Source organism: Microbacterium awajiense, assembly GCF_039536545.1.
In the GTDB taxonomy this organism is placed as follows: Bacteria; Actinomycetota; Actinomycetes; order Actinomycetales; family Microbacteriaceae; genus Microbacterium; species Microbacterium awajiense.
Window position 1 is genome coordinate 444222 of the sequence record NZ_BAAAYU010000001.1, and the last position, 25971, is coordinate 470192.

Below are 25971 nucleotides of genomic sequence, written 5' to 3' on the forward strand. Positions count from 1 at the left end.
CCTCCGGCCGCGCTCAGAGGTGGTCGGCGAAGAACGCGATCACGTCGTCGACGTGCGTGTCGATGTAGGAGTAGCCGCTGTACCGCTCTGTCGACGGGTAGGCGACCACGCCCAGCGATCTCGGCGTCGCGCGCGACATCCGCTCCACATCTGCCATCGTCCCCCACTGGTCGCCGGTGCCCTGCACGTACTGCACCACGGTGTCGCCGAGGCTCGCGGCCGGAACGGCGGGATCGTGCGCGTAGGGCAGCGGTGCGCGCAGGGCCCAGTAGACGACCGTGAGCCCTCGAGACAGGAGTGTGCCCAAGCGGCCGAACGCGTCTCGCGCCATGTTGTCGGCGAACACCCCGACCGTCGTCGGCTGGATCGCCAGCAGCGCGCGGATCGGCTGCGCGTCGGGCGTGCCGTAGAGGATCGTGCTGCCGCCGGCGGACAGTCCGATCGCCCCGATGCGGGCCGGGTCGACCTCGGGGCGCGACCGCAGGTGACCGATCGCTCCTGCGTAGTCGCGCGACTCCCACACCCCATACGTCAGCGGCAGCCGTCGGGCGCTCGTGCCGTGGTTCGCGAGGTCGAAGAGCATGACGTGGAAGCCCGCGTCGTGGAGGGCCCTGCTGCACGCCAGCGTGTCGACGTCGCCGTCGGCCCAGGGCACGTTGCCCACGGCGTTTCCGGTGCGGTTCCACGGCCATCCGTGCACCCACAGCACCGTCGGGCCGGGCTCGGTCCCCGCCGGGACGAACCAGCCGCGCAGCGTGACACCGTCGGTGGCAGGGAAGACCACGTCCTCGTACTCGAGGCCGACGTCGGCGGGCGTCCGGGTGATCGGCTGTCGGACTCCCGCGACCATCACGCGGGCGAAGGCGAGCGGATCGGGCATGGTCTCCCCTTTCGGGTCAGCGGTTCAGAGGTTCTCGAGGAAGAACGAGACGACGTCGTCGACCCGTTCGCTGACGTACTGATAGCCCTCGTAGCGCCCGGTCGACGGGTACTCCACCACCCCGAGGGAGTGCGGCGTGACCGACGAGAACTCCTTGACGATCTCCATCCCGCCCCAGCGATCACCCGTGCCCTGCACGTACTGCACCACGGTGTGGCCGAGGTGGGCGGCCGGCACCGCCGGGTCGTGGCGGCTCGGCAACGGGGCCCCGAGCATCGCGTAGAGCAGGTCCATGCTCCGGGCTTCGGCGGGTCCGACCGGGCCGAGGACCTCGCGCGAGAAGTGGCGGTTGAAGACGGCGAGCCGCGTCGGCTGCACGGCGAGGAAGGCCTTCACCGGTGGGGCGTCGGGAATCGCGTACATGACGGTGTTGGCTCCCGCTGAGGTCCCGAGCGCGCCGATGCGCTCGACGTCGACGTCGACGCGGCTGCGCAGGTAGCGTACGGCGCCGATGACGTCCCGGGCTTCCCACGGGCCGAACGTGAGCGGAGGTCTCCGGCCGCTCTCACCGTGGTTGGCCAGATCGAACAGCAGCACGTGACAGCCGGCGTCGTGCAGCGCGCGCGTCGCCGGGAGGAAGTCGACGGATGCGTCGGGGAAGGGCACCCTGCCGGCGGTGTTGCCGAGGCGGTTCCAGAGCCAGCCGTGCACGAAGACGACGGCCGGCGCGACGCGGTCGCAGGCGGGAACGAACCACCCCCGCAGTTCGACCCCGTCGGTCGACGCGAACGCGACGTCTTCGAAGTCGAGATCGGCCTCGGCGGGCGTCCGCGTCAACGGCTGCCGATCCCCGACGATCATCAGGGCCGTGAGATGGCGCAGCCTGGTCAGACCGCGCTCCTGAAGGATCGTCATGTCGCGCCGCCGGTCGGTGCGGGCGCGTGCTCACGGAACGCCACGCTCAGGCCGCTCGCGGGCAGCGGGAACAGTTCGTTCGTCAGCGAGAGATCCTGCGCGGGGATGCTCCACTCCAGACGCCGCAACAGCAACACGAGGTACTGTGCGACCGCCACCGTGACGATGTTCTCGCCGGGGCAGCGATGGTGAGTCGCCTGCCCGTCACCGTGCGGCACGTAGCTGCCGGGGGCGAGCGCGGCTTCGCGCGAGGCCTCGAACCGATCCGGGTCGAACGTGTCGGGGTCGGCGAAGACGTCGGGGTTGCGCATGGTGACGTGGATGCCGCCGGCCGCGGCCCAGCCCGCCGGGATCCGGTAGCCGCCGACCTCGATCTCCTCCTTCACGCGGCCGAAGAACGTCGCCGAGTTCATGGCGAAGTATCGTCGCAGCTCCTTCGAGATGCTCTCGAGGTAGGGCATCCGCTCGACCTGATCCATCGTCACATCGCCGTCGGGCGCGACGGCGAGCACCTCGGCGCGGGCGCGCTCCCGGATCTCGGGGTGTTGTCCGAGGATCATGGTCACGAGTGTGAGCGGCACGAAGTAGCCGCCCTGGCTCGCGAAGATGAGGTGACGGAGGTCGCCGCTCAGCGTCTCCACGGGAATGCCGGCCTCGCGAGCGGCGAGGACCATCCGCGACGTCACGTCGTCGTACTCCCCCGGGGCGTCGACGTGGCGCGCGATCGCGTCTTCGACGATCCGTTCGAGGCGGTTGCGCCCGTTCTGCGCTCTGCCGTACGCGGTCCACGGCAGCGGAACCGGCAGTGCCATGAAGGCGCCCCGCACGGCGGCGGCCGCGTCGTTGATCTCGTGGGCCGCCTCCTCCGAGCGGTCACCGGTGTAGAGCTCGCCGGTCAGCCGCGCCGAGAACAGCTGCAGGTCGGGCAGGATGGCGCGCGGTTGTTCTGCGGCTGCCCACGCGTCGACCATGCTCTGGATGAGCTGCTGCATCCGAGGCATGTACGCCTCGATCGCCGAGCGGTAGCCGATGCCACGCAGCATGAGCGTCTTGCGGGTGCGGTGTTCGACGCCGTCGATCAGGGCGAGTGAATTGCGGAACATCGCCTCGGCCGTGATCGGATCGGCGTCGCCCCGCTCGATGCGTGGATCCGTCGCGAAGCGGTGGAACGCTTCGTGGCCGGAGAAGACCACGAAGTCGTTGCCGAACAGCCGCGTCTTGAAGATCGGTCCGTACTTCGCGACCCGATCGGTGTAGAAGCCGTGATTGCTCTTGACGATCGCGAGGGTCTCGCCGAGCCAGGGCAGGCCGAACCGCCCGGGCGGAAGGGGAAGCGGTGTCATCGTCGGCTCCCCTTCTTGCGCGAGAAGACGCGCGGGATCCAGCCCAGCCATCGCGAGGAACGGAAGACCCAATTGATCATGTTCTGGTTCCACTCGTGGAGCCAGTACTCCTGGATCCTGAGGTCGTCATCGAGGATGAACAGACCGATCGCGCGACCGTGGAGCACCCTCAACGGTGTCGTGATGTCGTAGCGGATCACGACGGAGGTGTAGACGTCGCCGGTGGTGATGTCGAGCACCTCGCCCTCGAACGTGCCTTGCTGCACGAATTCGGTGAGACGCCGGTACAGCTCGACGATCTCGTCTGTGGTGGTGTAGTCGCCGGACATGTGATTCTGTCCGGGATAGTGGATCACCGCGTCGGGGGCCAGCAGTGATCGGAAGGTCGCCATGTCGCCCGACATCAGCACGTCCCAGTACTTCCGGATCACGGCGGTGCGCGCGGCCCGTGACTCCTCCGTGTGCTGCGTCATCGCCGCTCCCGAGGTGCGCCGGTCACGCCGTCGCGGATGCAGCGGCGGAGGACAGGGATCGTGAGGCCGACGACCGCCACGGGGCGAAGGCGTTGTCGACACCCTCGAGGCTCGTGGCGAGGCCCGGGTAGTGGCGGATGAGTATCGAGCGCATGTCGTTGTCGGCGATCCAGTCCATGCCGGTCTTCGTGTAGTACTCCTCGGTGTAGCAGTCGGTGATGAACCGATCGCTCTTCAGCCGTCGGCTGGCCATCAGGATGAAGACGCGGAACGCCGTGTCGCTGAAGCCGAACCCGGGCGGCGGCGTCTCGGCGTGCATGCCGATCTGCAGGTCGACATGCTCGATGTCGTCGCCGTACATCTCGCGGAGCTCCTGCGCCCACGTCGGGTTGTCGGTGAGTTCCTCGAAGGTCTCGGCGGGCTTCAGGTGCAGCAGCCGGCGGAACTGGTTGTACCGCGGCACCCCGCGTTCGCGGTCGCGCAGGATGTCGACCGCGCCGAGGTCGAGCCGGGTGCCGTCGGGCAGCGTGAGGTCCTGCATCCATCGAGGGAAGTTGTGCAGCTGGACCGCACCCGGATGCTGGCGTCCGAACGAGTACCAGAGGTCCTCCGCCTTGACATCGCCGGTGAACACGCGCTGGGCGTTCAGCAGGATGATCTCCTCGAAGTCCATCGTGTCCAGCAGTGCGTCATCCTCGAGCGAGCGGACCTCGAGCGCATCGGGCAGCAGCGGATGCAGACGGTAGACCGCGGCGAACTCCTCCGTGAGCTGATAGGGAGCACCGTGGTGGTCGTGGGTCGAGCCGGGGATGCCGCTGATCACCTCGCTCTTGCTGATGCGGCCGAACAAGCGGTGCAGCTTCTCCTCGGCCAGCCCCCACCAGTTCGCGCGCATGGCGACTTTGAGAACGGGGTGCGCGATGATCGCCGGGGTCCACTCGACCGTGTGGATCTTGGCGATGAGCGCCGAGTTGATCAGCTGAGCGGTGCCGAACAGCTCGTCCTCGGTCATCTCCGGATGGTCGCGGACGAGCGCGTCGCAGATCGCGTTGTGCTCGAGGGTGAACAGCGTGTGGAGCAGACCCAGGCCGACCCACCAGTTCTCGCTGAAGCCGGTCAGCGAGACGCCCGTGTCGGGGTCGAGCGGCAGGTAGCCGTCCTTCAGGACGAGCTTGCCGTCGACATGGCTGCGCACCTCGTCTCGGCGTTGCGCCGAACTGCCGTAGATCGCCGACGCATCCCACCAATGAGACTGCGAGTTGATGTAGGTCGGCGGAAGCTCGGCGTCGGCGTCCGTACGGGTGTGGTCGGCGAGGGTGTGCTGCACGCGCATCGGCTTCTCGAACCACTCGTCGTCGTCGGCGAGCGCGATGTCGAAATGGCGTCCGGCGTCGCGGCCGTGCGCGAACCAGTCGTGCGTCTGGAACTGGATCCACGCGGCCGCGAGCAGGTTGAGACTGGTCGCGGGGGTGAACTGGTCACGGCGCATGAGCGTGCGGCTGATCTCGCGCGGACTCGGTGTGAGCAGCGCCTCTCCCTCGGCCGGCCATGCCTCGGAGAGGGGCACGTTGCGGGCGAACCGCGAGCCGGCCCGTCCCATGTCGGGGTCGCTCAGGTCGTTGTACGAGCCGTCCGCCGTGCGGAACCGTCGCTCGTGGTACGGGCACGTGTCGAGGGTCACGCCCGGCGTCCGCGCAGGCTCGTCCGGAGTGCGGGTGTCGGTGAGGTTCTCCTCGCGCAGCTGATCGCGCAGCGCGATCAGATTGAACAGACCGAACAGGAACGGCAGTCGGTACCACGGCCGTGTCCGGTTGATGCGGGCGTACAGACGATGGAACACCGTGTTCTCCTCACAGCCGACGCGGGATCGCCCCGAGAGCGGGCCAGTGGAACTGCCCGCATACTAGCGGCGCTGGCGGTCGTCGGCCATCATGTCGAGTCGTCTTCGCCGTGCCCTGATACACCCGCCCGACGGTGTGCGGTCGACGCGGTCCATTGCGGCACGCCGCGCAGGCTCACTACCGTGTGACCAACGCAGGCGGGCGCGACCGGCACCGCTCGGGGTATCAGACCGGCGTCGCGGCGCTCGTCGAATGCGAGGAACGGCATCACCGCACCCTGGGGAAGGACCGCCGATGGCCAACGCAGCACTTGAGCATGTCGAGGCGATCGTCGTCGGGTCCGGCTTCGGGGCCGCGACCGCCGCCTACCGCCTCGCTGAGGCGGGCCGGTCGGTCGTGGTGCTCGAGCGCGGCCGTGCGTATCCTCCCGGCAGCTTCGCGCGCAACCCGTACGAGATGAGCCGTGCGTTCTGGGAGCCCGAGGACGAGCTGTTCGGCCTGTTCGACATCCGGTCGTTCCGCAAGCTGGAGGCCATCGTGTCGTCGGGACTCGGCGGTGGCTCGCTCATCTACGCCAACGTGCTGCTGCGCAAGGACGAACGCTGGTTCGTGCACGATTCGCCGTTGCCCGGCGGCGGCTACGAGAACTGGCCCATCGGCCGCGCCGACCTCGACCGGCACTACGACGAGGTCGAGGCGATGCTCACGCCCGCGCCGAATCCGTACGACGACCTGCCCAAGTCGAAGGCGCTGCGTGACGCGGCGACGACCCTCGGACTCGAGCCGTTCAGCCCGCCCCTCGCGGTGTCGTTCGCGACACGTCCGGGCGGTGAGCCGGTGCAGAAGCAGATCATCGAGCCGCCGTCGTACGGAAACATCCACGGTGTGCCCCGACTGACGTGCCGGCTGTGCGGAGAGTGCGACATCGGATGCAACGAAGGGTCGAAGAACACGCTCGACCACACCTATATCTCGGCGGCCGCCCACCACGGCGCCGACATCCGCACCCTCGCCGACGTGTACGGGATCACGCCGCTCGCCGGCGGCGGGTACGAGGTGCGCTACCGCCAGTACGGCGAGGAGCCGGACGAGACCGGCATACGCCCGCGCACCGAGGTGCGCATGACGTGCGACGAGCTCTTCCTCGGCGCCGGAACGTTCGGCACCTCGGCGCTGCTGTTGCGCAACCGCATCGGGCTGCCGGGGCTGGGGCGAGCCCTCGGCACCCGGTTCAGCGGCAACGGCGACCTGCTCACCTTCTGCCTCGATGCCAAGTCCACCACCGACGAGGGCGCGACTCGCCTCATCGACCCCGCGTACGGGCCCGTGATCACCACCGCGATCCGCCAGCCCGACGGATTGGACCAGGAAGGCGCCGGCCGCGGGTTCTACGTGCAGGAGGCCGGGTTCCCCGAGTTCGCGAACTGGTTGATCGAGACGGCGCAGATCACCGCATCCGTTCGTCGCGCCGCCGGCGTCGTACGCCAGTTCGTCGCGTACCGGATGCGTGACAAGAACGAATCGAACATCTCGGCCGAGGTGGCGGGGCTGGTGGGGCAGGGGCGATTGACCTCGAGCTCGCTGCCCCTCCTCGGAATGGGACGCGATACCCCGGACGGTCGCATCATCCTCACCGACGGCCAGCTCGACGTGCAGTGGACCACGGCGACCAGTGCCGCGTACTTCGAGTCGATGCGCACGACGATGCGCGACATCTCCGAAGCGCTGGGCGGCCGGTTCCGTGACAACCCGCTGTGGTGGACCAAGCGGGTGGTGACCGTGCATCCGCTCGGCGGCGTGCCGATGGGTCGACACATCCACGAGGGTGTCGTCGACAGCTGGAACGAGGCCTTCGGCGCGCCCGGTCTGTACGTCGTCGACGGCGCGGCCGTGCCGGGACCGGTCGGACCGAATCCGTCGCTCACGATCGCGGCGATGTCGAATCGGGCCGTCGAGCACGCCCTCGAAAAGCCCCGGCCACGCAAACGCTCTGCGAAGGCCCGCGCCGCCGACGTCGCCGCCATCTCGCCCGACGTCGTCGATCCCGTACCCGGGCGCAGCATGGAGTTCACCGAGCAGATGAAGGGGTTCTTCGCGTTCGACGAGGAGGATCCGCACCGCGGGTGGCGGCTCGGGCGACAGATCACGCAGCGGTTCATGTTCCAGCTGACGGTGACCGCGCCCGACGTCGAGCGGTTCGTCGCGGGCGACGACCACACCGCGACCGCGACGGGGTTCGTCGACTGCGATGTGCTGGGCGGTGAGCTCCCGGTCCAGCGCGGCTGGGCGAATCTCTTCGTCGAGACCGGTATCGACGGCACCCTCGAGATGCGCTACCGGCTGTGGTTCAGCGACCTGTCGGGCACCCCGTTGACGATGTACGGCTTCAAGACCGTGCGCGACGACCCGGGACTCGACATCTGGCGCGACACGTCGACGCTGTACATCACGCTGCTCAAGGGCCACATCCCGCCCGGCGACCGTGGGGCTCAGGAAGGTGAGGTGGAGGTGCTCGGTGCCGGCATCCTGCGGATCCTGCCGCGGGACTTCGCGCGGCAGATGACGACCTTCCGCGGATCGGGCACGGGGCCGCTCGCTTCGATCGCGCGATTCGGCAGGTTCTTCATGAAGTCCGTCGCAGACACCTACCTGCCGGCGGCGAAGCCGCCTCCTCCGCCCGCTGAGCCCTCGCCGTCGACCTCGATCGAACCCGGCAAGGCGGTGCGGTGATGGTGACGACCCGCACCGCGCATCGGGACGAGCCGCACTTCCTGTTCGCCGACGACGGGGTTCCCCTCACACTCGTCCGTGTGCGCGGGGGCGCGGCGTCTCACAAAGGACCGGTGCTGCTCGTCCACGGTCTGGCCAACCGCTCCGAATCGTTCCGTCCGCCTGTCAGCCGTTCGATCGTCGACGTGCTCATCGACGACGGGTGGGACGTCTGGATGCTCAACTGGCGCGGCTCGATCGACCTCGATCCACTCCCGTGGACGCTCGACGACGTGGCGGTCAACGATCATCCGGCGGCGGTGCGCTACATCACCGAGGTGACGGGGTCCGAGACCGTGAAGGTCGTCGCACACTGCGTGGGGGCGATGACGATGAGCATGTCGGTCGTCGGCGGTCTTCTGCCGGAGGTCGATGTGCTCATCGCGAACGGGGTGTCGCTGCATCCGGTGCTTCCGCGCGGCGGGCGGGTCAAGCTCCACACCATCCGCGCACTCATGCAGCACCGCCAGCCGTTCGTCGACGTCGCGTGGGGAGACGGCCCCGAACACGGCGTAGCGCGGCTGACGCGGACGAGCGTGCGGATGTGGCACATCGAGTGCCGCAATCCGGCCTGCAACATGGCGAGCTTCGCCCTGGGTTCGGGGCACCCGGCGCTCTTCCGGCACGAGAACCTGGACGACGCGACCCATGACTGGCTCGGTGGCGAGTTCGGCAAGGTGCCGATGAGCTTCTACACGCAGATGGCGGCGTCCGACCGACGCAAGGAGGTCGTGGCCCTTCCCGGTCAGGGCCGGGAGGGCTTCGCGCCGCGCTGGGCCGGCGCGGCGCCGCGCTCCGATACCCGCTTCGCCCTGCTGACGGGGCGGCACAACCGTGCGTTCCTGCCCGAGAGCCAGCGCGCGACGTTCGCGTTCCTCGAACGTCACCAACCCGGCCGCCACAGCCTGCGGGTACTCCCCCGCTATGGGCACAGCGACGTGTTCTTCGGATCGAGAGCCCACAACGAGGTCTTCCCGCTGATCGTCGCCGAGCTGAACCGCTGACACGTCTTCGCCGTGAGAAGAGAAAACCCCCGGCGGACCGAGGGTTTCAGGTGGTGCGCGATACTGGGATCGAACCAGTGACCTCTTCCGTGTCAGGGAAGCGCGCTACCGCTGCGCCAATCGCGCCCGAAGGGGCTGTTCTGTTGTCAGGAGTGGAGGTGGCGACGGGATTCGAACCCGTGTAAACGGCTTTGCAGGCCGGTGCCTAGCCGCTCGGCCACGCCACCGCGTGTGGTTCGACCCACGTGTCGTGATCGCCCCGAAAGGCGATCCCCGCACTCGAGCGGATGACGAGACTCGAACTCGCGACCCTCACCTTGGCAAGGTGATGCGCTACCAACTGCGCTACATCCGCGTGCTCCGGATCTCTCCGGCGCCTCACTGACTTTAGCCGACTACGCGCCGTTCACCAAACCAGATCGCATCGCGCGTGTCGCTGCTTCTCGGGTTCGTGGCCGCGCCGCGGATCGGGTAGGATCGTGACTCGGTCCCGACGGGGCCATGGGCGATTGGCGCAGTTGGTAGCGCGCTTCCTTCACACGGAAGAGGTCATCAGTTCGAGTCTGGTATCGCCCACCGTGATCCTCCGATGAGTCACTCGCCGACGTCCCATCCGTAGCGCTGCTGCAGTGCATGCGCGACGCGCACGAAGCGATCGAGATCCAGAGCGGATGCCTCGCGGCGCATACCCTCCTCGTGGACGCTGTACAGCTGCTCGATGTCGACCCACGACGGGCGTCCCTTCGAATCCCACGGTCCCGAGCCGATCGGAAGGAAGTCGCGGTCTCCGTCGTGCGCCTTGCTGGTGAGGCGGACGGCATAGACGCGCTGCCGGTCCTGTCTGCCGATGACCAGGACGGGACGATCCTTGCCCCGCCCGTCGTTCTCGACATAGGGCACCCACGTCCACACCACCTCGCCCGCGTCGGGCGAGCCGTCCGCGTCGGGTGCGTAGGTGATGCGCAGCCGTGCCGGAGGGTCGAGTCGCACGGTCGCGGTCGCGCCGGCGCGTCCGTCCGCACCGTCGCTCCGCGTGCGGGTCTGAGAGCGGCGTGCGGGCCGCAGAAGGCTCTTCAGGGTGCCGAGGATGCCACGGGATGCCACACGCCCCACCCTACGGGGCCACACGCCGAGGGGCGCCGCGGCCGTAGCCGCGACGCCCCTCGATGTGATGATGCAGGTCAGGCCTGCTCGGTGAGGTAGTAGCCCTCTTCGCCGTGCACGACGGTGTCGACGCCGGCGAGCTCGTCCTCGTTCTTGATGCGGAAGCCGATCGTCTTCTCGATCGCGAAGCCGATGATCCATGCGACGACGAAGGAGTAGATCAGCACGCCGACCGCGGCGACGACCTGGACGATCAGCTGCTCGGCGCCACCGCCGAGGAACAGACCGGTCTCGGTGGCGAAGAAGCCGAGGTAGATCGTACCGATGAGGCCGCCCACCAGGTGGATGCCGACGACGTCGAGCGAGTCGTCGTAGCCGAGCTTCCACTTCAGCTCGATGGCCAGGGCGCACACGGCACCGGTGACGACACCGAGCAGCAGGGCCCAGCCGGGGGTCAGGTTGGCGCACGCCGGGGTGATGGCGACCAGACCGGCGACGGCGCCCGAGGCGGCGCCGACCGAAGTGGCCTTGCCGTCCTTGAGCTTCTCGACGACCAGCCAGCCGAGGATCGCGGCGGCGGTCGCGCCGAGCGTGTTGATCACGATGAGGCCGACGACCGAGTCCTCGGTGCCCAGCGCGCCCAGACCCTCGGCGCCGCCGTTGAAGCCGAACCAGCCGAACCACAGGAGCGAGGCGCCCAGCAGCGTCAGCGGCACGTTGTGGGGCTTCTGGATGCCCTTCTGGAAGCCGATGCGCTTGCCGAGCACGAGCGCCAGCGCGAGGGCAGCGGCACCCGCGTTGATGTGCACGGCGGTACCGCCGGCGTAGTCGATGACCTCGGTGGAGAACCCGAGCGACGTGCCGAGGTTCATGATCCAGCCACCGCCCCAGACCCAGGCGGCCACAGGGAAGTAGACGACCGTCGCCCAGATACCGGCGAAGATCAGCCACGAGCCGAACTTCGCGCGGTCGGCGATCGCGCCCGAGATCAGCGCGACGGTGATGATCGCGAACGTCGCACCGAACAGCGCGCCCACGAGGTCATCGCTGCCGAGGCTGCCGAGACCGAGGTCCGAGAACGGGTTGCCCGAGAACGCCCAGGGGCTCTCCTCGGGGACCGCGCTCATGTTGAAGCCGTAGATGATCCACAGCACGCTGATCAGACCCATCGCGCCGAAGCTCATCATCATCATGCTGACGACGCTCTTCGCCTTGACGAGGCCTCCGTAGAAGAAGGCGACGCCCGGAGTCATCAGGAGCACCAGTGCTGATGCGGTGATCAGCCAGGCAAGATTTCCGCTGTCCATGAGATTTCCTCATCCATGTGTCGTGTTACTCGAGGTGCCGAAGCCGCCGCTGAGTCGGGTCGCGGCTGTCCGGGCAGGTGCCAGTCTCCCGAGAGCGGGTTTCGAGCGGCGTGCGCGTCGTGTTTCGCGTTCGTTACGAGGTCGACGCTCAGGTAAACATCAGGTTTCGGATCGGCGGGAAGCTCCCCCGCATCCGCCGGCGCGACTGGTGGGCGAGATCAGGCGAGAGTAGAGGCGACCAGTCGTGAGATCGCGCGAAGGTACTTCTTGCGGTACCCACCGGTCAGCATCTCCTCCGAGAAGACGCGATCCAATGTGGTTCCGGTGGCGCGGATCGGCAGCTGCGCGTCGTACACGCGGTCGATGAACGCGACGAAGCGCAGCGCAGCCGATTGGTCGGCGAGTGTCGCGACGTCGCGCAGTCCGACGAGCTCGAGCCCGTCGATGAGGCGGATGTAGCGGGACGGGTGCACACGCGCCAGGTGCGCGACGAGGGCGTCGAAGCCGTCATCGGATGCGAGACCGTGCGCGGCGGCATCCGCCACCGCCGCCTCGTATGCGGGCACCTGCAGCGCGATGGCGTGACCGTCGACGTCGCGGTGCCGATAGTCGGTGCCGTCGATGCGGACCGTCTGGAAGCTCGACGCCATCGCATGGATCTCACGCAGGAAGTCCTGCGCGGCGAATCGTCCCTCGCCCAGGGCGTTGGGCGGCGTGTTCGACGTCGCGGCGAGGCGGGTGCCGGATGCCACGAGCTCGCCCAGCAGCCGCGTCATCACCATGGTGTCGCCCGGGTCGTCGAGCTCGAACTCGTCGATGCAGAGCAGATCCGCGCCGCGGAAGAGTTCGACGGTGTTCTTGTATCCGAGGGCTCCGACGAGGGCCGTGTACTCGATGAACGAGCCGAAGTACTTGCGGCGAGCCGGCATCGCGTGGTGCACGGCGGCGAGCAGATGTGTCTTGCCGACCCCGAACCCGCCGTCGAGGTAGACGCCGGGACGCATCGGCGGGGACTTCTTGGCTCGGCGGAACAGACCCGCGCTCTTGGGCGCCGATCCCCCGCCCGCGAAGGCCATCAGCAGGTCCTTGGCCTCCTGCTGCGAGGGATAGGCGGGGTCGGCGCGGTACGAGTCGAACGTGGCGGCGGAGAACTGAGGCGGCGGCACGAGCGCGGCGACCATCTCGGCCCCCGAGATCTCGGGAGACAGGTCGGTGAGGTGGACGATGCCCGTCCGCGTGCCGGTGGTGCCCATGCCAGTCCTGTATCGCCTTCTTACGGGGAGGGTGCCGCTGATGCTCCGGAGAATCTAGGCTCGGTACGGCGGTGTCCACCCTACGCCGTCAGCCCCGCCGCCTGATCCGAGGAGCCCCCCGTTGCCCGTCGAGACCGACACGACGTCCCAGAAGTTCGCCGAGTACGCACACCCGGAGCGGCTCGTCACCGCGGACTGGCTGCAGGAGCGGCTCGGCACTCCGGGCCTGGTGGTCGTCGAGTCCGACGAGGATGTGCTGCTGTACGAGACCGGACACATTCCCGGCGCGGTGAAGGTCGACTGGCACACCGAGCTCAACGATCCTGTGGTGCGCGACTACGTCGACGGCGAGGGCTTCGCCGATCTGATGAGCCGCAAGGGCATCGCGCGCGACGACACCGTCGTCATCTACGGCGACAAGAACAACTGGTGGGCCGCCTACGCGCTGTGGGTGTTCTCGCTGTTCGGTCACGAGGACGTCCGGCTGCTCGATCGAGGGCGCGACGGCTGGATCGCCGATGGCCGCCCGATCACCACGGATGCCTCGACCCCTGCGGCGACGCGGTACCCGGTGGTCGAGCGTGACGATTCGGTGCTGCGCGCCTACAAGGACGACGTGCTCGCCCACCTCGGGCACCCGCTCATCGACGTGCGCTCCCCCGAGGAGTACGACGGCTCGCGCACGTCGGCACCCGCGTACCCCGAGGAGGGGGCGCTGCGCGCCGGCCACATCCCCACCGCGCGCAGCGTTCCGTGGGCCCGGGCGGTCGCCGAGGACGGGGGCTTCAAGACGCGGGCGGACCTCGACGCGGTGTATCGCGCGGAAGCCGGCCTGACCGAGGGTGAGCCCGTGATCGCCTATTGCCGCATCGGCGAGCGGTCGAGCCACACGTGGTTCGTGCTGCACCACCTGCTCGGCTTCGACGACGTGCGCAACTACGACGGCTCGTGGACGGAATGGGGCAGCGCGGTACGCGTGCCCATCGTGACCGGCGCCGAGCCGGGTGAACCACCGGCCGGCCGCTGAGGGGGCCGCGTGGGACAATATCGGGGATGACCGCTTCCGCCCTCCCCGATGGCCTCGCCGACATCCGCGACGAATTCCTCGAACTCGACGAGCCTGAACGACTGCAGCTCCTGCTCGAGTTCTCGCGCGAGCTGCCCGCGCTTCCCGAGCGGCTCGCCGACCATCCCGAGCTGCAGGAACGCGTGCTGGAATGCCAGTCGCCGGTCTGCATCATCCTCGAAGTCGACGACGAGGGCGCGGTCACGATGCATGCGACCGCACCCGCCGAGGCGCCGACGACCCGCGGGTTCGCGAGCATCCTCGCCCAGGGACTCACCGGCCTGACGGTCGACGATGTGCTCGCGGTGCCCGACGACTTCCCGCAGACACTCGGTCTGACCCGCGCCGTTTCGCCGCTGCGGCTGGCGGGGATGAGCGGAATGCTGCGCCGCGCGAAGCGGCAGGTAGCGGCCCGGCGCGCCACCTGACGACGACTCAGGCCTGCGCGGTCTCTCCCTCGCGGCTCAGCCCCTGGCGCTCCAGCCACGAGCGGATGCTCGAGCTCCAGCGCTCCTGGTCGTAGTTCCACAGCTTGGTGTGACGCGCGACCTCGAAGACCTGCATCTCGACGAGGTCGGGACGGGCGACGACGAGGTCGTGCGACGCGTCCGACGGCACGAAGCCGTCATCGTCCGAGTGCAGGATGAGGATCGGATGCCGCAGCTCGGCCGCCCGTGCCACGACGTCGAGCCGATCGAACGGGATCGATGCCCCGGCCCGGGTGACCGGCGCGGCCCAGTCCGACTTGAGTGCCTCGATCGCCAGGCCGGTCACAGGCGACGGCAGATGCATGAGGCGCGCCTGGTACGAGAGGACGAGCCGCCAGTCGATCACCGGGGACTCGAGGATGAGGCCCGCGATGACGCCACGGTGTGCGGAGTTCAGCGACAGCTGCAGCGCGATCGCGCCACCCATCGACCAGCCCATCACGATGACGCGCTTCGCTCCGCGGCGCCGGGCGAAGCCGACGGCGGCGTCGACGTCGCGCCACTCGGTGGCGCCCAGCGTGTAGGTGCCCGCGCGGCTTCGCGGCGCCTCTCCGTCGTTGCGGTATGAGACGAGCAGCGACGTGATTCCGAGCGCGTGGAACACCGGCACAGCCCGCAGGCACTCCGCGCGCGTCGTGCCACGGCCGTGCACCTGTATGACCCACACGTCGCCCTCGCCGGCGGGGAACAGCCACGCCGGGCACGGCCCGACGGCCGAGCCGATGAGTTCGGGCGAGAACGGGAGCTGGAGCTGCTCGGGACGGTCGTAGTACCAGCCGCTGAAGGCCGCATCGGGCGCCAGGCGCGCGGTCGGCCCGATGTGGGTGAGCAGTTTGCGCTTGACGGTCGTCTCGTCCGCGCTCAGCACCGACCCGACCTTGACGTAGGGAGCGGTCCCCTTCGTGAAGAGCCCGTACCGGCCCGGCAGCTGGGTGTCGGGCGTGCGCGAGAGCGTGATGGTCTGGGCGCCGGTGTCGAGTCCCAGGATGCGTGTGTCGGCGACGCGGGCGGCCGGGGTCACCACGCGCCGGGCCATACGGACGCTGATGAACGCGAGCACGGCGGCGACGCCGGCCAGGGCGGTCGAGAGCGTCACGACGGCGGCACGGAGGCCGGCGACGAGGGCGGGGGTGGCGCCGCGGTGCGCGGCGCGCCTGGAGGCGAGCATCGAGGCCTCACTCTAGTCTGTCGGCGTGGCTCAGCATGGTCCCCCCGCGACAGCGCCCTCGTTCGCGGACGACGCGGGCGAGGTGCGGGCGATGCACTTCCGCGACGACTTCACCGTCCGCGAGATCGCCGCACCGTCCGGGCTCGCGCCCGACGCCCTCGCACTGGCGGGTGACGTGCGTCCCGAGGTGGCGGGCGAGGACTCGGCCTATGCGACCGGACGATTGATTCTGCTGCACGACCCGGACGAGCCGTCCGGGTGGAACGGCGCACGCCGGATCGTGTGCTTCGCCCAGGCACCGCTCGAGCCCGACATCGGCGTCGACCCACTTCTGGCCGATGTCGCGTGGGCGTGGCTCGTCGACGCGCTCAACGCCCACGGCGCCACGTTCCACTCCGCATCCGGCACGGCGACGAAGACCCTGTCGAAGGGATTCGGGAGCCTCGCGGTCGAAGGTGAGGGCGCGCAGATCGAGCTGCGCGCCTCGTGGTCGCCCGAGGGACCGCTGTCCGGCCATGTCTCGGCGTGGGCCGAGCTGGTGTGCATGCTCGCCGGACTCCCGCCGGGCTCGGAGGGCATCGCGACACTCGGATCCCACAGGACGACGCGTGACTGACTACACGATCATCGACGACTCCGCCGGGCTCGCCGAGGCGGCGGCACGCCTCGCCGCCGGCACCGGACCCATCGCGGTCGACGTGGAGCGCGCGTCGGGCTTCCGGTACTCGCAGCGGGCCTACCTGGTGCAGGTGTTTCGCCGCGGATCCGGCCTGTTCCTCATCGATCCGCCCCCCATCGACGACTTCGCGCCTGTGCAGCAGGCCGCGTCGGATGCCGAATGGGTGCTTCACGCGGCGAGCCAGGACCTGCCGTCGCTTCGCGAGATCGGCCTCGATCCCCCGTCGATCTTCGACACCGAGTTGGCCGCCCGGCTGCTCGGTCACGAGCGGGTCGGGCTGGGTGCCGTCGTGCAGGACACGCTCGGGATCGCCCTCGCGAAGGCGCACTCGGCGTCGGACTGGTCGGTGCGTCCCCTGCCGCAGGCATGGCTCGAGTACGCGGCCCTCGACGTCGTGCATCTCGTCGACGTGCGCGACGCCCTGGCGGCGGAGCTCACCGAGCAGGGCAAGACCGAGTTCGCCGCACAGGAGTTCGAGGCTGTGCGGACGCGTCCGCCCAAGCCCCCACGCCAGGATCCGTGGCGTCGGCTGAGCGGACTGCACGCGGTCCGCGGGCGGCGGGCTCTCGCCGTCGCCCGGGCACTGTGGACCGCACGCGAGGAGTTCGCCCAGCAGCAGGACGTCTCACCGGGACGCCTCGTGCCCGATCGGGCCCTCGTCGCCGCGGTGCTGGCAGACCCTGCCTCCAAGCAGGAACTCGCCTCGGTGAAGGATTTCACCGGCCGGGCTTCACGCTCACAGCTCGATCGGTGGTGGGCGGCGATCGAGAGAGGACGCGCCGAGAAGGATCTTCCGCTCGAACGGCTGCGCGGAGGCGATTCCCTTCCGCCACCGCGCGCCTGGGCCGATCGCAACCCCGAGGCGGACGCCCGGCTGAAGACGGCTCGCCCCGCGATCGAGGCCCACGCGGCAGCCCTGGGCATGCCCACCGAGAACCTGCTCACTCCCGAACTGCTGCGACGGGTGGCCTGGGCGCCGCCGACGCCGCTGTCGGTCGATGGCGTGGCATCCGCTCTCGCCGAAGCGGGCGCACGGAGTTGGCAGATTGACGAGACTGCACAGTTGATCGTCGATGCCTTTGTCGAATCCGTGCAAGTCGTCGACGCCGCCGACGAAGGCGATTCGTAGGTTTCCGCCACCCCGTTTTCGGGCCCTCGGCACTCTGCCTAGGCTGAGGACATCCCCGAATCTCAGGAGGCAGAGTGGCCGAGCTCTCTGACGTCTTCTTCGTCGATGGAATGCGCACACCCTTCGGGCGCGCCGGCGAGAAGGGCATGTACTGGAACACGCGATCGGACGATCTCGCCGTCAAGGCGACCATCGGCCTGATGGAGCGGAATCCCGCCGTTCCCGCCGATCGCATCGATGACGTCGCGATCGCGGCGACCTCGCAGACGGGCGATCAGGGACTCACCCTCGGACGCTCCGTCGCGATCCTCGCCGGGCTGCCCCAGACGGTCCCCGGATTCGCGATCGACCGGATGTGCGCAGGTGCGATGACGAGCGTCACGACCATGGCGGCATCGATCGGCGTCGGGATGTACGACGTCGCGCTCGCGGGCGGTGTCGAGCACATGGGCCATCACCCGATCGGATCGAACGCCGACCCCAACCCGCGCTTCGTCGCCGAGAAGATGGTCGACCCCGGTGCGCTCAACATGGGTGTGACCGCGGAGCGCATCTTCGACCGCTTCCCGCACCTGACCAAGGAGCGCTCCGACCGGTTCGGAATGCTGAGCCAGCACAAGGCGCAGGCCGCGTACGACGCGGCGAGGATCCAGCCCGATCTCGTCTCCGTCGCGATCAAGGACGCCGACGGGGCCTGGGGGCTCGCGACCGAGGACGAGGGCCGCCGCCCGCAGACCACGATGGACGACCTCGCCGCGCTCAAGACCCCGTTCCGGCCTCACGGTCGCGTGACGGCCGGCACCTCGTCACCCCTCACCGATGGCGCGACGATGTCGCTGCTGGCCGGCGGTGGTGCGGTGAAGGAGCTCGGTCTTGCGCCGAAGATGAAGCTCGTCTCGTTCGCATTCGCCGGCGTCCAGCCCGAGATCATGGGCATCGGTCCGATCCCCTCGACCGAGAAGGCGCTGCAGAAGGCCGGGCTCACGATCGACGACATCGGTCTGTTCGAACTCAACGAAGCCTTCGCCATCCAGGTGATCTCCTTCCTGGACCACTTCGGCATCGCCGACGACGATCCACGGGTGAACCAGTGGGGCGGTGCCATCGCGATCGGCCACCCGCTCGCGGCCTCGGGCGTACGCCTGATGATCCAGCTCGCAGCCCAGTTCGCCGAGCGTCCCGACGTCCGCTACGGCCTCACCGCGATGTGCGTGGGTCTGGGCCAGGGCGGCTCGGTCGTCTGGGAGAACCCGCACTACGACGGAAAGAAAAAGTGAGTCACACGACGATGACCGACTACGCAGCCATCGACTTCTCGGGCATCCGCGACCTCGCCGCCGACGAGGTCGTCACACACTCGCCGGTGCGCGACGTCCGTCTGCCGTCCGGCAAGGTGCTCGCCCTCATCACCCTCGACAACGGACGCGACCACACGCGACCGAACACGCTCGGGCCGAAGACGCTGCTCGAGCTCGGCGAGCGGCTCGACGAGCTGAAGGCACGAGCGGACGCGGGTGAGATCCACGCGGTCGCCGTGACGGGCAAGCAGTACATCCTCGCCGCAGGCGCCGATCTGTCGGACATCACGCTCGTGCGGTCCAAGGACGACGCGCGCAAGATCGCCCAGCTGGGCCATCACGTGCTCGGCCGACTCAGCGAGCTCGGGGTGCCGTCGTTCGCCTTCGTGAACGGACTGGCCCTCGGCGGAGGGCTTGAGATCGCGCTCAACTCCACCTACCGCACGGTCGATGCGTCGGCGGCGGCGATCGCGCTCCCCGAGGTCTTCCTCGGGATCATCCCCGGCTGGGGCGGGGCATACCTGCTGCCCAATCTCATCGGAATCGAGAACGCGCTCGAGGTCGTCATCTCCAACCCGCTCAAGCAGAACCGGATGCTCAAGCCGCAGCAGGCCTTCGATTACGGCATCGTCGACGCGATCTTCCCCGCCGCCAACTACCTCGAGAACTCGCTCGCGTGGGCGGACGGCGTGCTCGGCGGCAGCATCAAGGTCGTCCGCAAGAACGAACCCGGCAAGATGGAGCGCCTCACCAAGTGGCCCATCGCCATCAAGATGGCGCGCGGCATGCTCGAGTCGCGCATCGGAACCGTTCCCCGCTCGCCCTACATGGCGCTCGAGCTGCTCGACAAGGCGAAGAGCGGCACCCGAGCCGAAGGGTTCGCCCGCGAGGACGAAGCCCTGGCCGACCTGGTCGTGGGCGATCAGTTCGCGGCGTCCATGTACGCCTTCGACCTGGTGCAGAAGCGTGCCAAGCGTCCGGTCGGCGCTCCGGACAAAGAGCTCGCGAAGAAGGTCACGAAGGTCGGCATCATCGGGGCCGGCCTCATGGCCAGCCAGTTCGCGCTGCTGTTCGTCCGCAAGATGCAGGTTCCCGTTCTCATCACCGATCTGGATCAGGCCCGCGTCGACAAGGGCGTGGCCTACATCCACGACGAGATCGGCAAGCTCGAGGCGAAGGGCCGACTCGACGGCGACGCCGCGAACAAGCTGCGCGGACTCGTCACCGGCACGACGGACAAGAGCCTCTACGCGGACTGCGACTTCGTCATCGAGGCCGTGTTCGAAGAGGTCGGCGTGAAGCAGCAGGTCTTCGGCGAGATCGAGCAGATCATCGCCGAAGACGCGATCCTGGCGACGAACACCTCGTCGTTGTCGGTCGAGGAGATCGGGGCGAAGCTCGCCCACCCCGAACGCCTGGTGGGCTTTCACTTCTTCAACCCCGTCGCCGTCATGCCGCTGATCGAGATCGTGAAGACGCCGCAGACGGCGGATGCCGCGCTGTCGACGGCGTTCGTGGTGGCCAAGAGCCTGGGCAAGAACGCCGTGCTCACCGCCGACGCGCCCGGATTCGTCGTCAACCGGCTGCTGGCGAAGGTGATGGGCGAGGCGGCGCGGGCCGTGTACGAGGGCACGCCGATCGTCGAGGTCGAGAAGGCGTTCGCCCCGCTCGGACTGCCGATGGGGCCGTTCCAGCTGATCGACCTCGTGGGCTGGAAGGTCGCCGCCCACGTGCAGGACACGATGGTGCGCGCATTCCCGGAGCGCTTCTACGCGAACGAGAACTTCCACGCGCTCGCCGAGCTGCCCGAGGTCGTGGAGAAGGACAAGAGCGGGCGGGTCACGGGCTGGACCAAGCCCGCCGAGAAGCTGCTGCGTCCGGCCGTGGGATCGACGCCGGCCACTGCGGACACGATCCTGCGTCGCGTGCAGGACGGTCTGGCGCAGGAGATCCGGATCATGCTCGATGAGGGAGTGGTCCCCGAGGTCGAGGACATCGACCTGTGTCTCATCCTCGGTGCGGGCTGGCCGTTCATCGACGGCGGCGCGTCTCCCTACCTCGACCGCGAAGGCGCCTCCGAGCGCGTGTTCGACGACACCTTCCACCATCCGGTCATCCGGGGCATCGCCTCGACGTGACCCGCGACCCGGTCGGGGCTCCCCCGGCCGGGTTCGCTCAGTCCTGGCGTGACCAGACGTCGACGGCGCGAAGCTCGGAGTCGGTCTGCCTCGCCACCGGGATCCGGGTGCCGAGCACCTGCGCCACGATGTCCTGCGCGATCTTCGCGGGCACCAGCCCGGCATCCTCGAGGATCTGCTCGCGTGCGGCGTGATCTATGAACTCGTCCGGCACGCCGAGCTCGTCGACCGCCGTGTCGACCCCGGCCTCTCGCAGCACCTGCCGCACCCGGGTTCCGATGCCGCCGACGCGGATGCCGTCCTCGATGGTGATGACCAGGCGGTGGGATGCGGCCAGTGTCACGATCGAGGGCTGCACCGGCACGACCCAGCGCGGGTCGACGACGGTCGCGCCGATCCCCTGGGCGCGCAGACGGTCGGCGACCTCGACGCCGACATGGGCCATCGGGCCGATCCCCACGATGAGCACGTCCTCGGCCCCCGACCTCACCAGGACATCGACGCCGTCGTCGAGGCGTTCGATCGCGGGAAGGTCGGCTCCGACCGATCCCTTGGGGTAGCGCACCACCGTCGGCGCGTCCTCGACGGCGACCGCCTCGCGCAGCTCTTCGCGAAGGGTCGCCTCGTCGCGCGGCACGGCGATGCGGATGTTCGGCACGATCTGGAGGATCGCGAGATCCCAGATTCCGTGGTGGCTCGGTCCGTCGGGCCCGGTCACGCCCGCGCGGTCGAGCACGAACGTCACGCCCGCGCGGTGGAGGGCGACGTCCATCAGAACCTGGTCGAATGCCCGGTTCATGAACGTGGCGTAGATGGCGACGACCGGATGCAGGCCCCCGTACGCGAGGCCTGCCGCGGAAGCGACAGCGTGCTGCTCGGCGATGCCGACGTCGTAGACCCGGTCGGGGAAGCGCTGGGCGAACGGCAGCAGTCCCGTGGGTCGCAGCATCGCTGCCGTCATGGCGATGACGTCGTGGCGCTCGGCGCCGACCTCGACGAGTTCGTCGGCGAAGACGTCCGTCCACGAGGTGCCACCGCCTGCGGCGAGCGACTCGCCGGTGACCGGATCGATCCGTCCCACCGCGTGGAACTGATCGGCTTCATCGGAACGGGCCGGTGCGTAGCCCCTGCCCTTCTCGGTGATCGCGTGCACGATGACCGGCGCACCGTACTCCTTGGCGAGCTCGAGCGTCTCGATGAGCGTGGTGAAGTCGTGGCCGTCGACCGGGCCGAGGTACTTGATGTCGAGATTGGAGTACAGCGCCGCGTTGTTGGTGAAACGGGACAGGAACCCGTGTGTGCCTCCGCGGACACCTCGATAGACCGCGCGCGCCGCCGGGCCCATCCGACGGGCCAGATCTGTCGAGCCACGGTGCAGCGTCCGATACGACTCGGTCGTGCGGACCCGGTTGAGGTAGCGCGCCATGCCGCCGATCGTCGGGGCGTAGGAGCGACCGTTGTCGTTGACGATGATGACGAGGTTGCGATCGTTGTCGTCCGAGATGTTGTTGAGCGCCTCCCACGTCATGCCGCCGGTCAGTGCGCCGTCGCCGACGACGGCCACGACGTGGCGATCGCGACGTCCGGTGCGGCTGAAAGCACGCGAGACGCCGTCCGCCCAGCTCAGCGAACTCGACGCATGCGAGGACTCCACGACGTCGTGCGGACTCTCAGCCCGCTGGGGGTACCCCGCGAGTCCTCCCCGTGAACGCAGCTTCTCGAAGTCCTGGCGACCGGTGAGCAGCTTGTGGACGTACGACTGGTGCCCGGTGTCGAAGATGATCGGGTCGTTCGGCGAGTCGAAGACGCGATGGAGCGCGATCGTGAGCTCGACGACGCCGAGGTTGGGCCCCAGATGGCCGCCCGTTCGCGAGACGTTCTCGACCAGGAACGCGCGGATGTCGCCGGCGAGCTCCCGCAGTTGCGCGGAGGTCAGCGCGTCGAGATCACGAGGCGAGCCGATCGACGAGAGCAGCGACATCGGGCTCACCTCTTCTCCTCGGCCGACGCGGGATGCCGTGGTCCAGTCTATCCGCGGCCCCGGTCGGACATCCCGACTGGCCGCCGCGCGCCTGATCACCTATGATCCCGGCCTCGACCCCACCGGAGGGGCGAGCCCGGGGCGCACTCATCGCCGCCGTGGTCGTGGCGGCGATGAGTGCGCGCGTCGGAATCCGGCCGCGTCAGACGAGCGAGCGCAGCACGTACTGGAGGATCCCGCCATTGCGGTAGTAGTCGGCCTCGCCGGGCGTGTCGATCCGCACGACCGCGTCGAACTCGACGGTCTCCTTGCCCTCCGGCGAGAACTCACTGGGCGCGGCCGTCACGCGAACCGTCTTCGGCGTGACGCCTTCGTTGAGCTGCTCGAGCCCCGTGATCGAGACGACCTCGGTGCCGTCCAGACCCAGGCTCTCCCAGCTCTCCCCCTCGGGGAACTGCAGCGGCACGACGCCCATGCCGATCAGGTTCGAGCGGTGGATGCGCTCGAAGCTCTCGGTGATGACGGCCTTGACGCCGAGAAGGCTCGTGCCCTTCGCCGCCCAGTCGCGCGACGATCCCGAGCCGTACTCCTTGCCGCCGAAGACGACCAGCGGCGTGCCTTGCTGCTGATAGTTCATGCAGGCGTCGTAGATGAACGACTGCGGTCCGCCCGGCTGTGTGAAGTCGCGCGTGTAGCCGCCTTCGACGACGGCACCGTCGTTGACGGCGCTGACGAGCATGTTCTTGAGTCGGATGTTGGCGAAGGTGCCGCGGATCATCACCTCGTGGTTGCCGCGACGCGAACCGAAGGAGTTGAAGTCCTTCTGGCGTACACCGTGCTCTTCGAGGTACTTCGCCGCGGGAGTGCCGATCTTGATGTTGCCCGCGGGGCTGATGTGGTCGGTCGTGACCGAGTCCCCGAGCGTGGCCATCACCCGTGCGCCGTGGATGTCGGCGACCGGGGTGAGCTCCATCGTCATCCCGTCGAAGTACGGCGCCTTGCGCACGTACGTCGAGTTCTCATCCCACTGGAACACCGAGTCGTCCGGCGTCGGCAGGCTCTTCCACCGCTCGTCGCCCTCGAAGACCGTCGCATACTGCTTGATGAACTGCTCGCGCGAGATCGACGAGTCGATCGTCTCCTGCACTTCCTCCGGCGACGGCCAGATGTCTCGCAGGAAGACATCGTTGCCGTCCGCGTCCGTGCCGAGCGGGTCGGTCTCGAAGTCGAAGTGCATCGACCCGGCCAGCGCATAGGCGACCACCAGCGGAGGGGACGCGAGGTAGTTCATCTTCACGTCGGGGCTGATGCGGCCCTCGAAGTTGCGGTTGCCCGACAGAACCGCGGTCACCGCGAGGTCGTGCTCGTTGACGGCCGCGGAGACCTCCTCGATGAGGGGGCCGGAGTTTCCGATGCAGATCGTGCACCCGTAACCGACCGTGTAGAACCCGAGGCCCTCGAGCGCCTTGTCGAGACCGGACTTCTCGTAGTAGTCGGTGACGACCTTCGACCCGGGGCCGAGCGTCGTCTTGACCCACGGCTTCTGCTTGAGACCCTTGTCCAGCGCATTCCTGGCGAGCAGGCCCGCCGCGATCATGACCGACGGGTTCGAGGTGTTGGTGCACGATGTGATCGCCGCGAGGGTCACCGCACCGTTGTCCAGGATGTAGCTCTCGCCACTGGGCGGGGTCACCCTCACGGGCTTGGATGCCGCCGCGGGGCCGCCGCTGGAGATGTGCACGATGCGCGTCTCCTCGTGCTCGTCGCCGGGGGCCGCGCCCGGATCGGAGGCGGGGAAGGAGTGCTTCGACTCGAGGTCGATGATGTCGTCCGACGTCGTCGCATCCGCGTAGTGGAGGACGTCGCTCTCGAACTGGGACTTCGCTTCCGAGAGCAGGATGCGGTCCTGCGGGCGCTTGGGCCCGGCGATCGACGGAACGACCGTACCCAGATCGAGTTCGAGGTACTCGCTGTAGACGGCCTCCCTCGACGGGTCGTGCCACAGACCCTGCAGCTTGGCGTACTCCTCGACCAGGTCGACGGACTGATCGCTGCGGCCGGTCAGGCGCAGGTAGTCGAGTGTGACCTCGTCGATCGGGAACATCGCCGCGGTCGACCCGAACTCCGGGCTCATGTTGCCGATCGTCGCGCGGTTGGCCAGCGGCACCGAGCCGACGCCCGCGCCGTAGAACTCGACGAACTTGCCGACCACACCGTGCTTGCGCAGCATGTCGGTGATCGTGAGGACCACGTCCGTGGCGGTGACGCCCGCGGGGATCTCGCCGGTCAGCTTGAAGCCGACCACGCGAGGGATCAGCATCGAGACGGGCTGCCCGAGCATCGCCGCCTCGGCCTCGATGCCCCCGACGCCCCAGCCCAGCACGCCCAGTCCGTTGACCATCGTCGTGTGCGAGTCGGTACCGACGCACGTGTCGGGGTACGCCTGAAGAACGCCGCCGTTGGTGCGGTCGTAGATGACCTTCGCGAGGTGCTCGATGTTGACCTGGTGCACGATGCCGGTACCGGGCGGGACGACCTTGAAGTCGTCGAACGCGGTCTGGCCCCACCGGAGGAACTGATACCGCTCGCCGTTGCGCTCGTACTCGATCTCGACGTTGCGCTCGAGGGCGTCCTCACGGCCGAAGAGGTCGGCGATGACGGAGTGGTCGATCACCATCTCGGCGGGCGACAGAGGGTTGATCTTGTCGGGGTCGCCGCCGAGCGCGCCGACCGCCTCACGCATCGTGGCGAGGTCGACGATGCACGGGACGCCGGTGAAGTCCTGCATGACGACGCGTGCCGGCGTGAACTGGATCTCGGTGTCGGGCTCGGCCGCGGCATCCCACGAGCCGAGGGCCTCGATCTGCGCCTTCGTGACATTGGCGCCGTCTTCGGTGCGCAGAAGGTTCTCCAGGAGGACCTTCAGGCTGAACGGGAGCTTCTCGAATCCCGCGACGGTGTCGATGCGGTAGATCTCGTAGTCGGTGCTGCCGACCGTCAGGGTGCTCTTGGCACCGAAGCTGTCAACCGTGGACACGTGTGTCTCCTTCGTCGGCGTCGGAGCCGGGCGCGAGACCCGGCCCCCCCATCATTCCGCGAGGTGCGTCGGCGTGCCAGTGAGGGATGCCTTACGCG

Annotated in this window: 19 protein-coding genes and 4 tRNA genes; 9 read left to right on the plus strand and 14 right to left on the minus strand. The window is 68.6% G+C overall.

Annotated elements, in window-relative coordinates; all coding sequences use genetic code 11:
- Positions 1–13 precede the first annotated feature (13 nt).
- The 5 genes from ABD663_RS02195 to ABD663_RS02215 are packed head-to-tail and all read right to left on the minus strand — an operon-like array spanning position 14 to position 5451.
- A complete protein-coding gene (locus ABD663_RS02195; RefSeq protein WP_344736216.1) occupies positions 14–880 on the minus strand; it encodes an alpha/beta hydrolase in 867 nt (288 codons plus the stop codon).
- Positions 881–904: 24 nt separating this feature from the next.
- Complete coding sequence (locus ABD663_RS02200; protein WP_344736217.1) at positions 905–1795, minus strand: alpha/beta hydrolase; 891 nt, start codon at positions 1793–1795, stop codon at positions 905–907.
- The gene (locus ABD663_RS02205; RefSeq protein WP_344736218.1) at positions 1792–3138 is read right to left on the minus strand and encodes a cytochrome P450; all 1347 of its coding nucleotides are present in this window, start codon (positions 3136–3138) and stop codon (positions 1792–1794) included. The genes ABD663_RS02200 and ABD663_RS02205 overlap by 4 nt, the downstream gene beginning before the upstream one ends.
- Positions 3135–3611: a nuclear transport factor 2 family protein gene (locus ABD663_RS02210; protein WP_344736219.1), complete on the minus strand. Its 477-nt coding sequence runs from the start codon at positions 3609–3611 to the stop codon at positions 3135–3137. Before ABD663_RS02210 ends, ABD663_RS02205 begins: the two co-directional genes overlap by 4 nt.
- A gap of 22 nt (positions 3612–3633) precedes the next feature.
- Entirely contained in the window at positions 3634–5451 is a 1818-nt protein-coding gene (locus tag ABD663_RS02215; protein WP_344736220.1) for a peroxidase family protein, read from the minus strand.
- A gap of 295 nt (positions 5452–5746) precedes the next feature.
- On the opposite strand from ABD663_RS02215, the gene ABD663_RS02220 reads away from it, so the two are divergent.
- A complete protein-coding gene (locus ABD663_RS02220; RefSeq protein WP_344736221.1) occupies positions 5747–8182 on the plus strand; it encodes a GMC oxidoreductase in 2436 nt (811 codons plus the stop codon).
- A complete protein-coding gene (locus tag ABD663_RS02225; protein WP_344736222.1) occupies positions 8182–9225 on the plus strand; it encodes an alpha/beta fold hydrolase in 1044 nt (347 codons plus the stop codon). Before ABD663_RS02220 ends, ABD663_RS02225 begins: the two co-directional genes overlap by 1 nt.
- A 51-nt stretch (positions 9226–9276) precedes the next feature.
- Here ABD663_RS02225 and ABD663_RS02230 read toward each other — a convergent pair.
- The 3 genes from ABD663_RS02230 to ABD663_RS02240 form a co-directional block, all read right to left on the minus strand.
- Positions 9277–9351, minus strand: a tRNA-Val gene (locus tag ABD663_RS02230).
- 27 nt (positions 9352–9378) lie between these two features.
- Positions 9379–9452 (minus strand) — tRNA-Cys (locus ABD663_RS02235).
- Positions 9453–9507: 55 nt separating this feature from the next.
- Positions 9508–9580, minus strand: a tRNA-Gly gene (locus ABD663_RS02240).
- 148 nt (positions 9581–9728) lie between these two features.
- On the opposite strand from ABD663_RS02240, the gene ABD663_RS02245 reads away from it, so the two are divergent.
- Positions 9729–9801 (plus strand) — tRNA-Val (locus ABD663_RS02245).
- A gap of 18 nt (positions 9802–9819) precedes the next feature.
- On the opposite strand, the gene ABD663_RS02250 is transcribed toward ABD663_RS02245, so the two are convergent.
- The 3 genes from ABD663_RS02250 to zapE all read right to left on the minus strand — a co-directional run bounded on the left by ABD663_RS02250 (position 9820) and on the right by zapE (position 12889).
- Entirely contained in the window at positions 9820–10329 is a 510-nt protein-coding gene (locus ABD663_RS02250; protein ID WP_344736223.1) for a type II toxin-antitoxin system PemK/MazF family toxin, read from the minus strand.
- A gap of 77 nt (positions 10330–10406) precedes the next feature.
- A complete protein-coding gene (locus tag ABD663_RS02255; RefSeq protein WP_344736224.1) occupies positions 10407–11636 on the minus strand; it encodes an ammonium transporter in 1230 nt (409 codons plus the stop codon).
- A 218-nt stretch (positions 11637–11854) separates the two neighbouring features.
- Positions 11855–12889, minus strand: a complete 1035-nt coding sequence (gene zapE / locus ABD663_RS02260) for a cell division protein ZapE (RefSeq protein WP_344736225.1) — start codon at positions 12887–12889, stop codon at positions 11855–11857.
- Between the two features lie 121 nt (positions 12890–13010).
- Here zapE and ABD663_RS02265 point away from each other — a divergent pair, with 121 nt between their 5' ends.
- Positions 13011–13916 carry a sulfurtransferase gene (locus ABD663_RS02265; RefSeq protein ID WP_344736226.1) on the plus strand — a complete coding sequence of 302 codons (906 nt, stop codon included), beginning with the start codon at positions 13011–13013 and terminating at the stop codon, positions 13914–13916.
- Between the two features lie 26 nt (positions 13917–13942).
- Positions 13943–14383, plus strand: a complete 441-nt coding sequence (locus tag ABD663_RS02270) for a SufE family protein (protein WP_344736227.1) — start codon at positions 13943–13945, stop codon at positions 14381–14383.
- Between the two features lie 7 nt (positions 14384–14390).
- Here the strand turns inward: ABD663_RS02270 and ABD663_RS02275 are convergent, their stop codons facing one another.
- Complete coding sequence (locus ABD663_RS02275) at positions 14391–15611, minus strand: alpha/beta hydrolase family protein (protein ID WP_344736228.1); 1221 nt, start codon at positions 15609–15611, stop codon at positions 14391–14393.
- Between the two features lie 25 nt (positions 15612–15636).
- On the opposite strand from ABD663_RS02275, the gene ABD663_RS02280 reads away from it, so the two are divergent.
- The 4 genes from ABD663_RS02280 to ABD663_RS02295 all read left to right on the plus strand — a co-directional run bounded on the left by ABD663_RS02280 (position 15637) and on the right by ABD663_RS02295 (position 20855).
- Positions 15637–16227 (plus strand): DUF3000 domain-containing protein, encoded by a 591-nt coding sequence (locus ABD663_RS02280; RefSeq protein ID WP_344736229.1) that lies wholly within the window; start codon positions 15637–15639, stop codon positions 16225–16227.
- On the plus strand, positions 16220–17419 hold the full coding sequence (locus ABD663_RS02285) for an HRDC domain-containing protein (protein ID WP_344736230.1): 1200 nt from the start codon (positions 16220–16222) through the stop codon (positions 17417–17419). Before ABD663_RS02280 ends, ABD663_RS02285 begins: the two co-directional genes overlap by 8 nt.
- A 74-nt stretch (positions 17420–17493) precedes the next feature.
- On the plus strand, positions 17494–18696 hold the full coding sequence (locus tag ABD663_RS02290; RefSeq protein WP_344736231.1) for a thiolase family protein: 1203 nt from the start codon (positions 17494–17496) through the stop codon (positions 18694–18696).
- 11 nt (positions 18697–18707) lie between these two features.
- Positions 18708–20855, plus strand: coding sequence for a 3-hydroxyacyl-CoA dehydrogenase NAD-binding domain-containing protein (locus ABD663_RS02295; protein WP_344736232.1), 2148 nt, complete (start codon positions 18708–18710; stop codon positions 20853–20855).
- A gap of 37 nt (positions 20856–20892) precedes the next feature.
- On the opposite strand, the gene dxs is transcribed toward ABD663_RS02295, so the two are convergent.
- On the minus strand, positions 20893–22836 hold the full coding sequence (dxs, locus tag ABD663_RS02300; RefSeq protein ID WP_344736911.1) for a 1-deoxy-D-xylulose-5-phosphate synthase: 1944 nt from the start codon (positions 22834–22836) through the stop codon (positions 20893–20895).
- Positions 22837–23038: 202 nt separating this feature from the next.
- Entirely contained in the window at positions 23039–25873 is a 2835-nt protein-coding gene (locus ABD663_RS02305; RefSeq protein ID WP_344736233.1) for an aconitate hydratase, read from the minus strand.
- Positions 25874–25971: the final 98 nt, after the last annotated feature.

Excerpts from the sequence above, each read along its gene's own strand:
- ABD663_RS02255 (WP_344736224.1), bottom strand. The coding sequence starts at position 11,636 with ATGGACAGCGGAAATCTTGCCTGGCTGATCACCGCATCAGCACTGGTG.
- zapE (WP_344736225.1), bottom strand. The coding sequence starts at position 12,889 with ATGGGCACCACCGGCACGCGGACGGGCATCGTCCACCTCACCGACCTG.
- ABD663_RS02200 (WP_344736217.1), bottom strand. The coding sequence starts at position 1,795 with ATGACGATCCTTCAGGAGCGCGGTCTGACCAGGCTGCGCCATCTCACG.
- ABD663_RS02220 (WP_344736221.1), top strand. The coding sequence starts at position 5,747 with ATGGCCAACGCAGCACTTGAGCATGTCGAGGCGATCGTCGTCGGGTCC.
- ABD663_RS02195 (WP_344736216.1), bottom strand. The coding sequence starts at position 880 with ATGCCCGATCCGCTCGCCTTCGCCCGCGTGATGGTCGCGGGAGTCCGA.
- ABD663_RS02210 (WP_344736219.1), bottom strand. The coding sequence starts at position 3,611 with ATGACGCAGCACACGGAGGAGTCACGGGCCGCGCGCACCGCCGTGATC.
- dxs (WP_344736911.1), bottom strand. The coding sequence starts at position 22,836 with ATGTCGCTGCTCTCGTCGATCGGCTCGCCTCGTGATCTCGACGCGCTG.
- ABD663_RS02295 (WP_344736232.1), top strand. The coding sequence starts at position 18,708 with ATGACCGACTACGCAGCCATCGACTTCTCGGGCATCCGCGACCTCGCC.
- ABD663_RS02275 (WP_344736228.1), bottom strand. The coding sequence starts at position 15,611 with ATGCTCGCCTCCAGGCGCGCCGCGCACCGCGGCGCCACCCCCGCCCTC.
- ABD663_RS02225 (WP_344736222.1), top strand. The coding sequence starts at position 8,182 with ATGGTGACGACCCGCACCGCGCATCGGGACGAGCCGCACTTCCTGTTC.
- ABD663_RS02270 (WP_344736227.1), top strand. The coding sequence starts at position 13,943 with ATGACCGCTTCCGCCCTCCCCGATGGCCTCGCCGACATCCGCGACGAA.
- ABD663_RS02205 (WP_344736218.1), bottom strand. The coding sequence starts at position 3,138 with ATGACACCGCTTCCCCTTCCGCCCGGGCGGTTCGGCCTGCCCTGGCTC.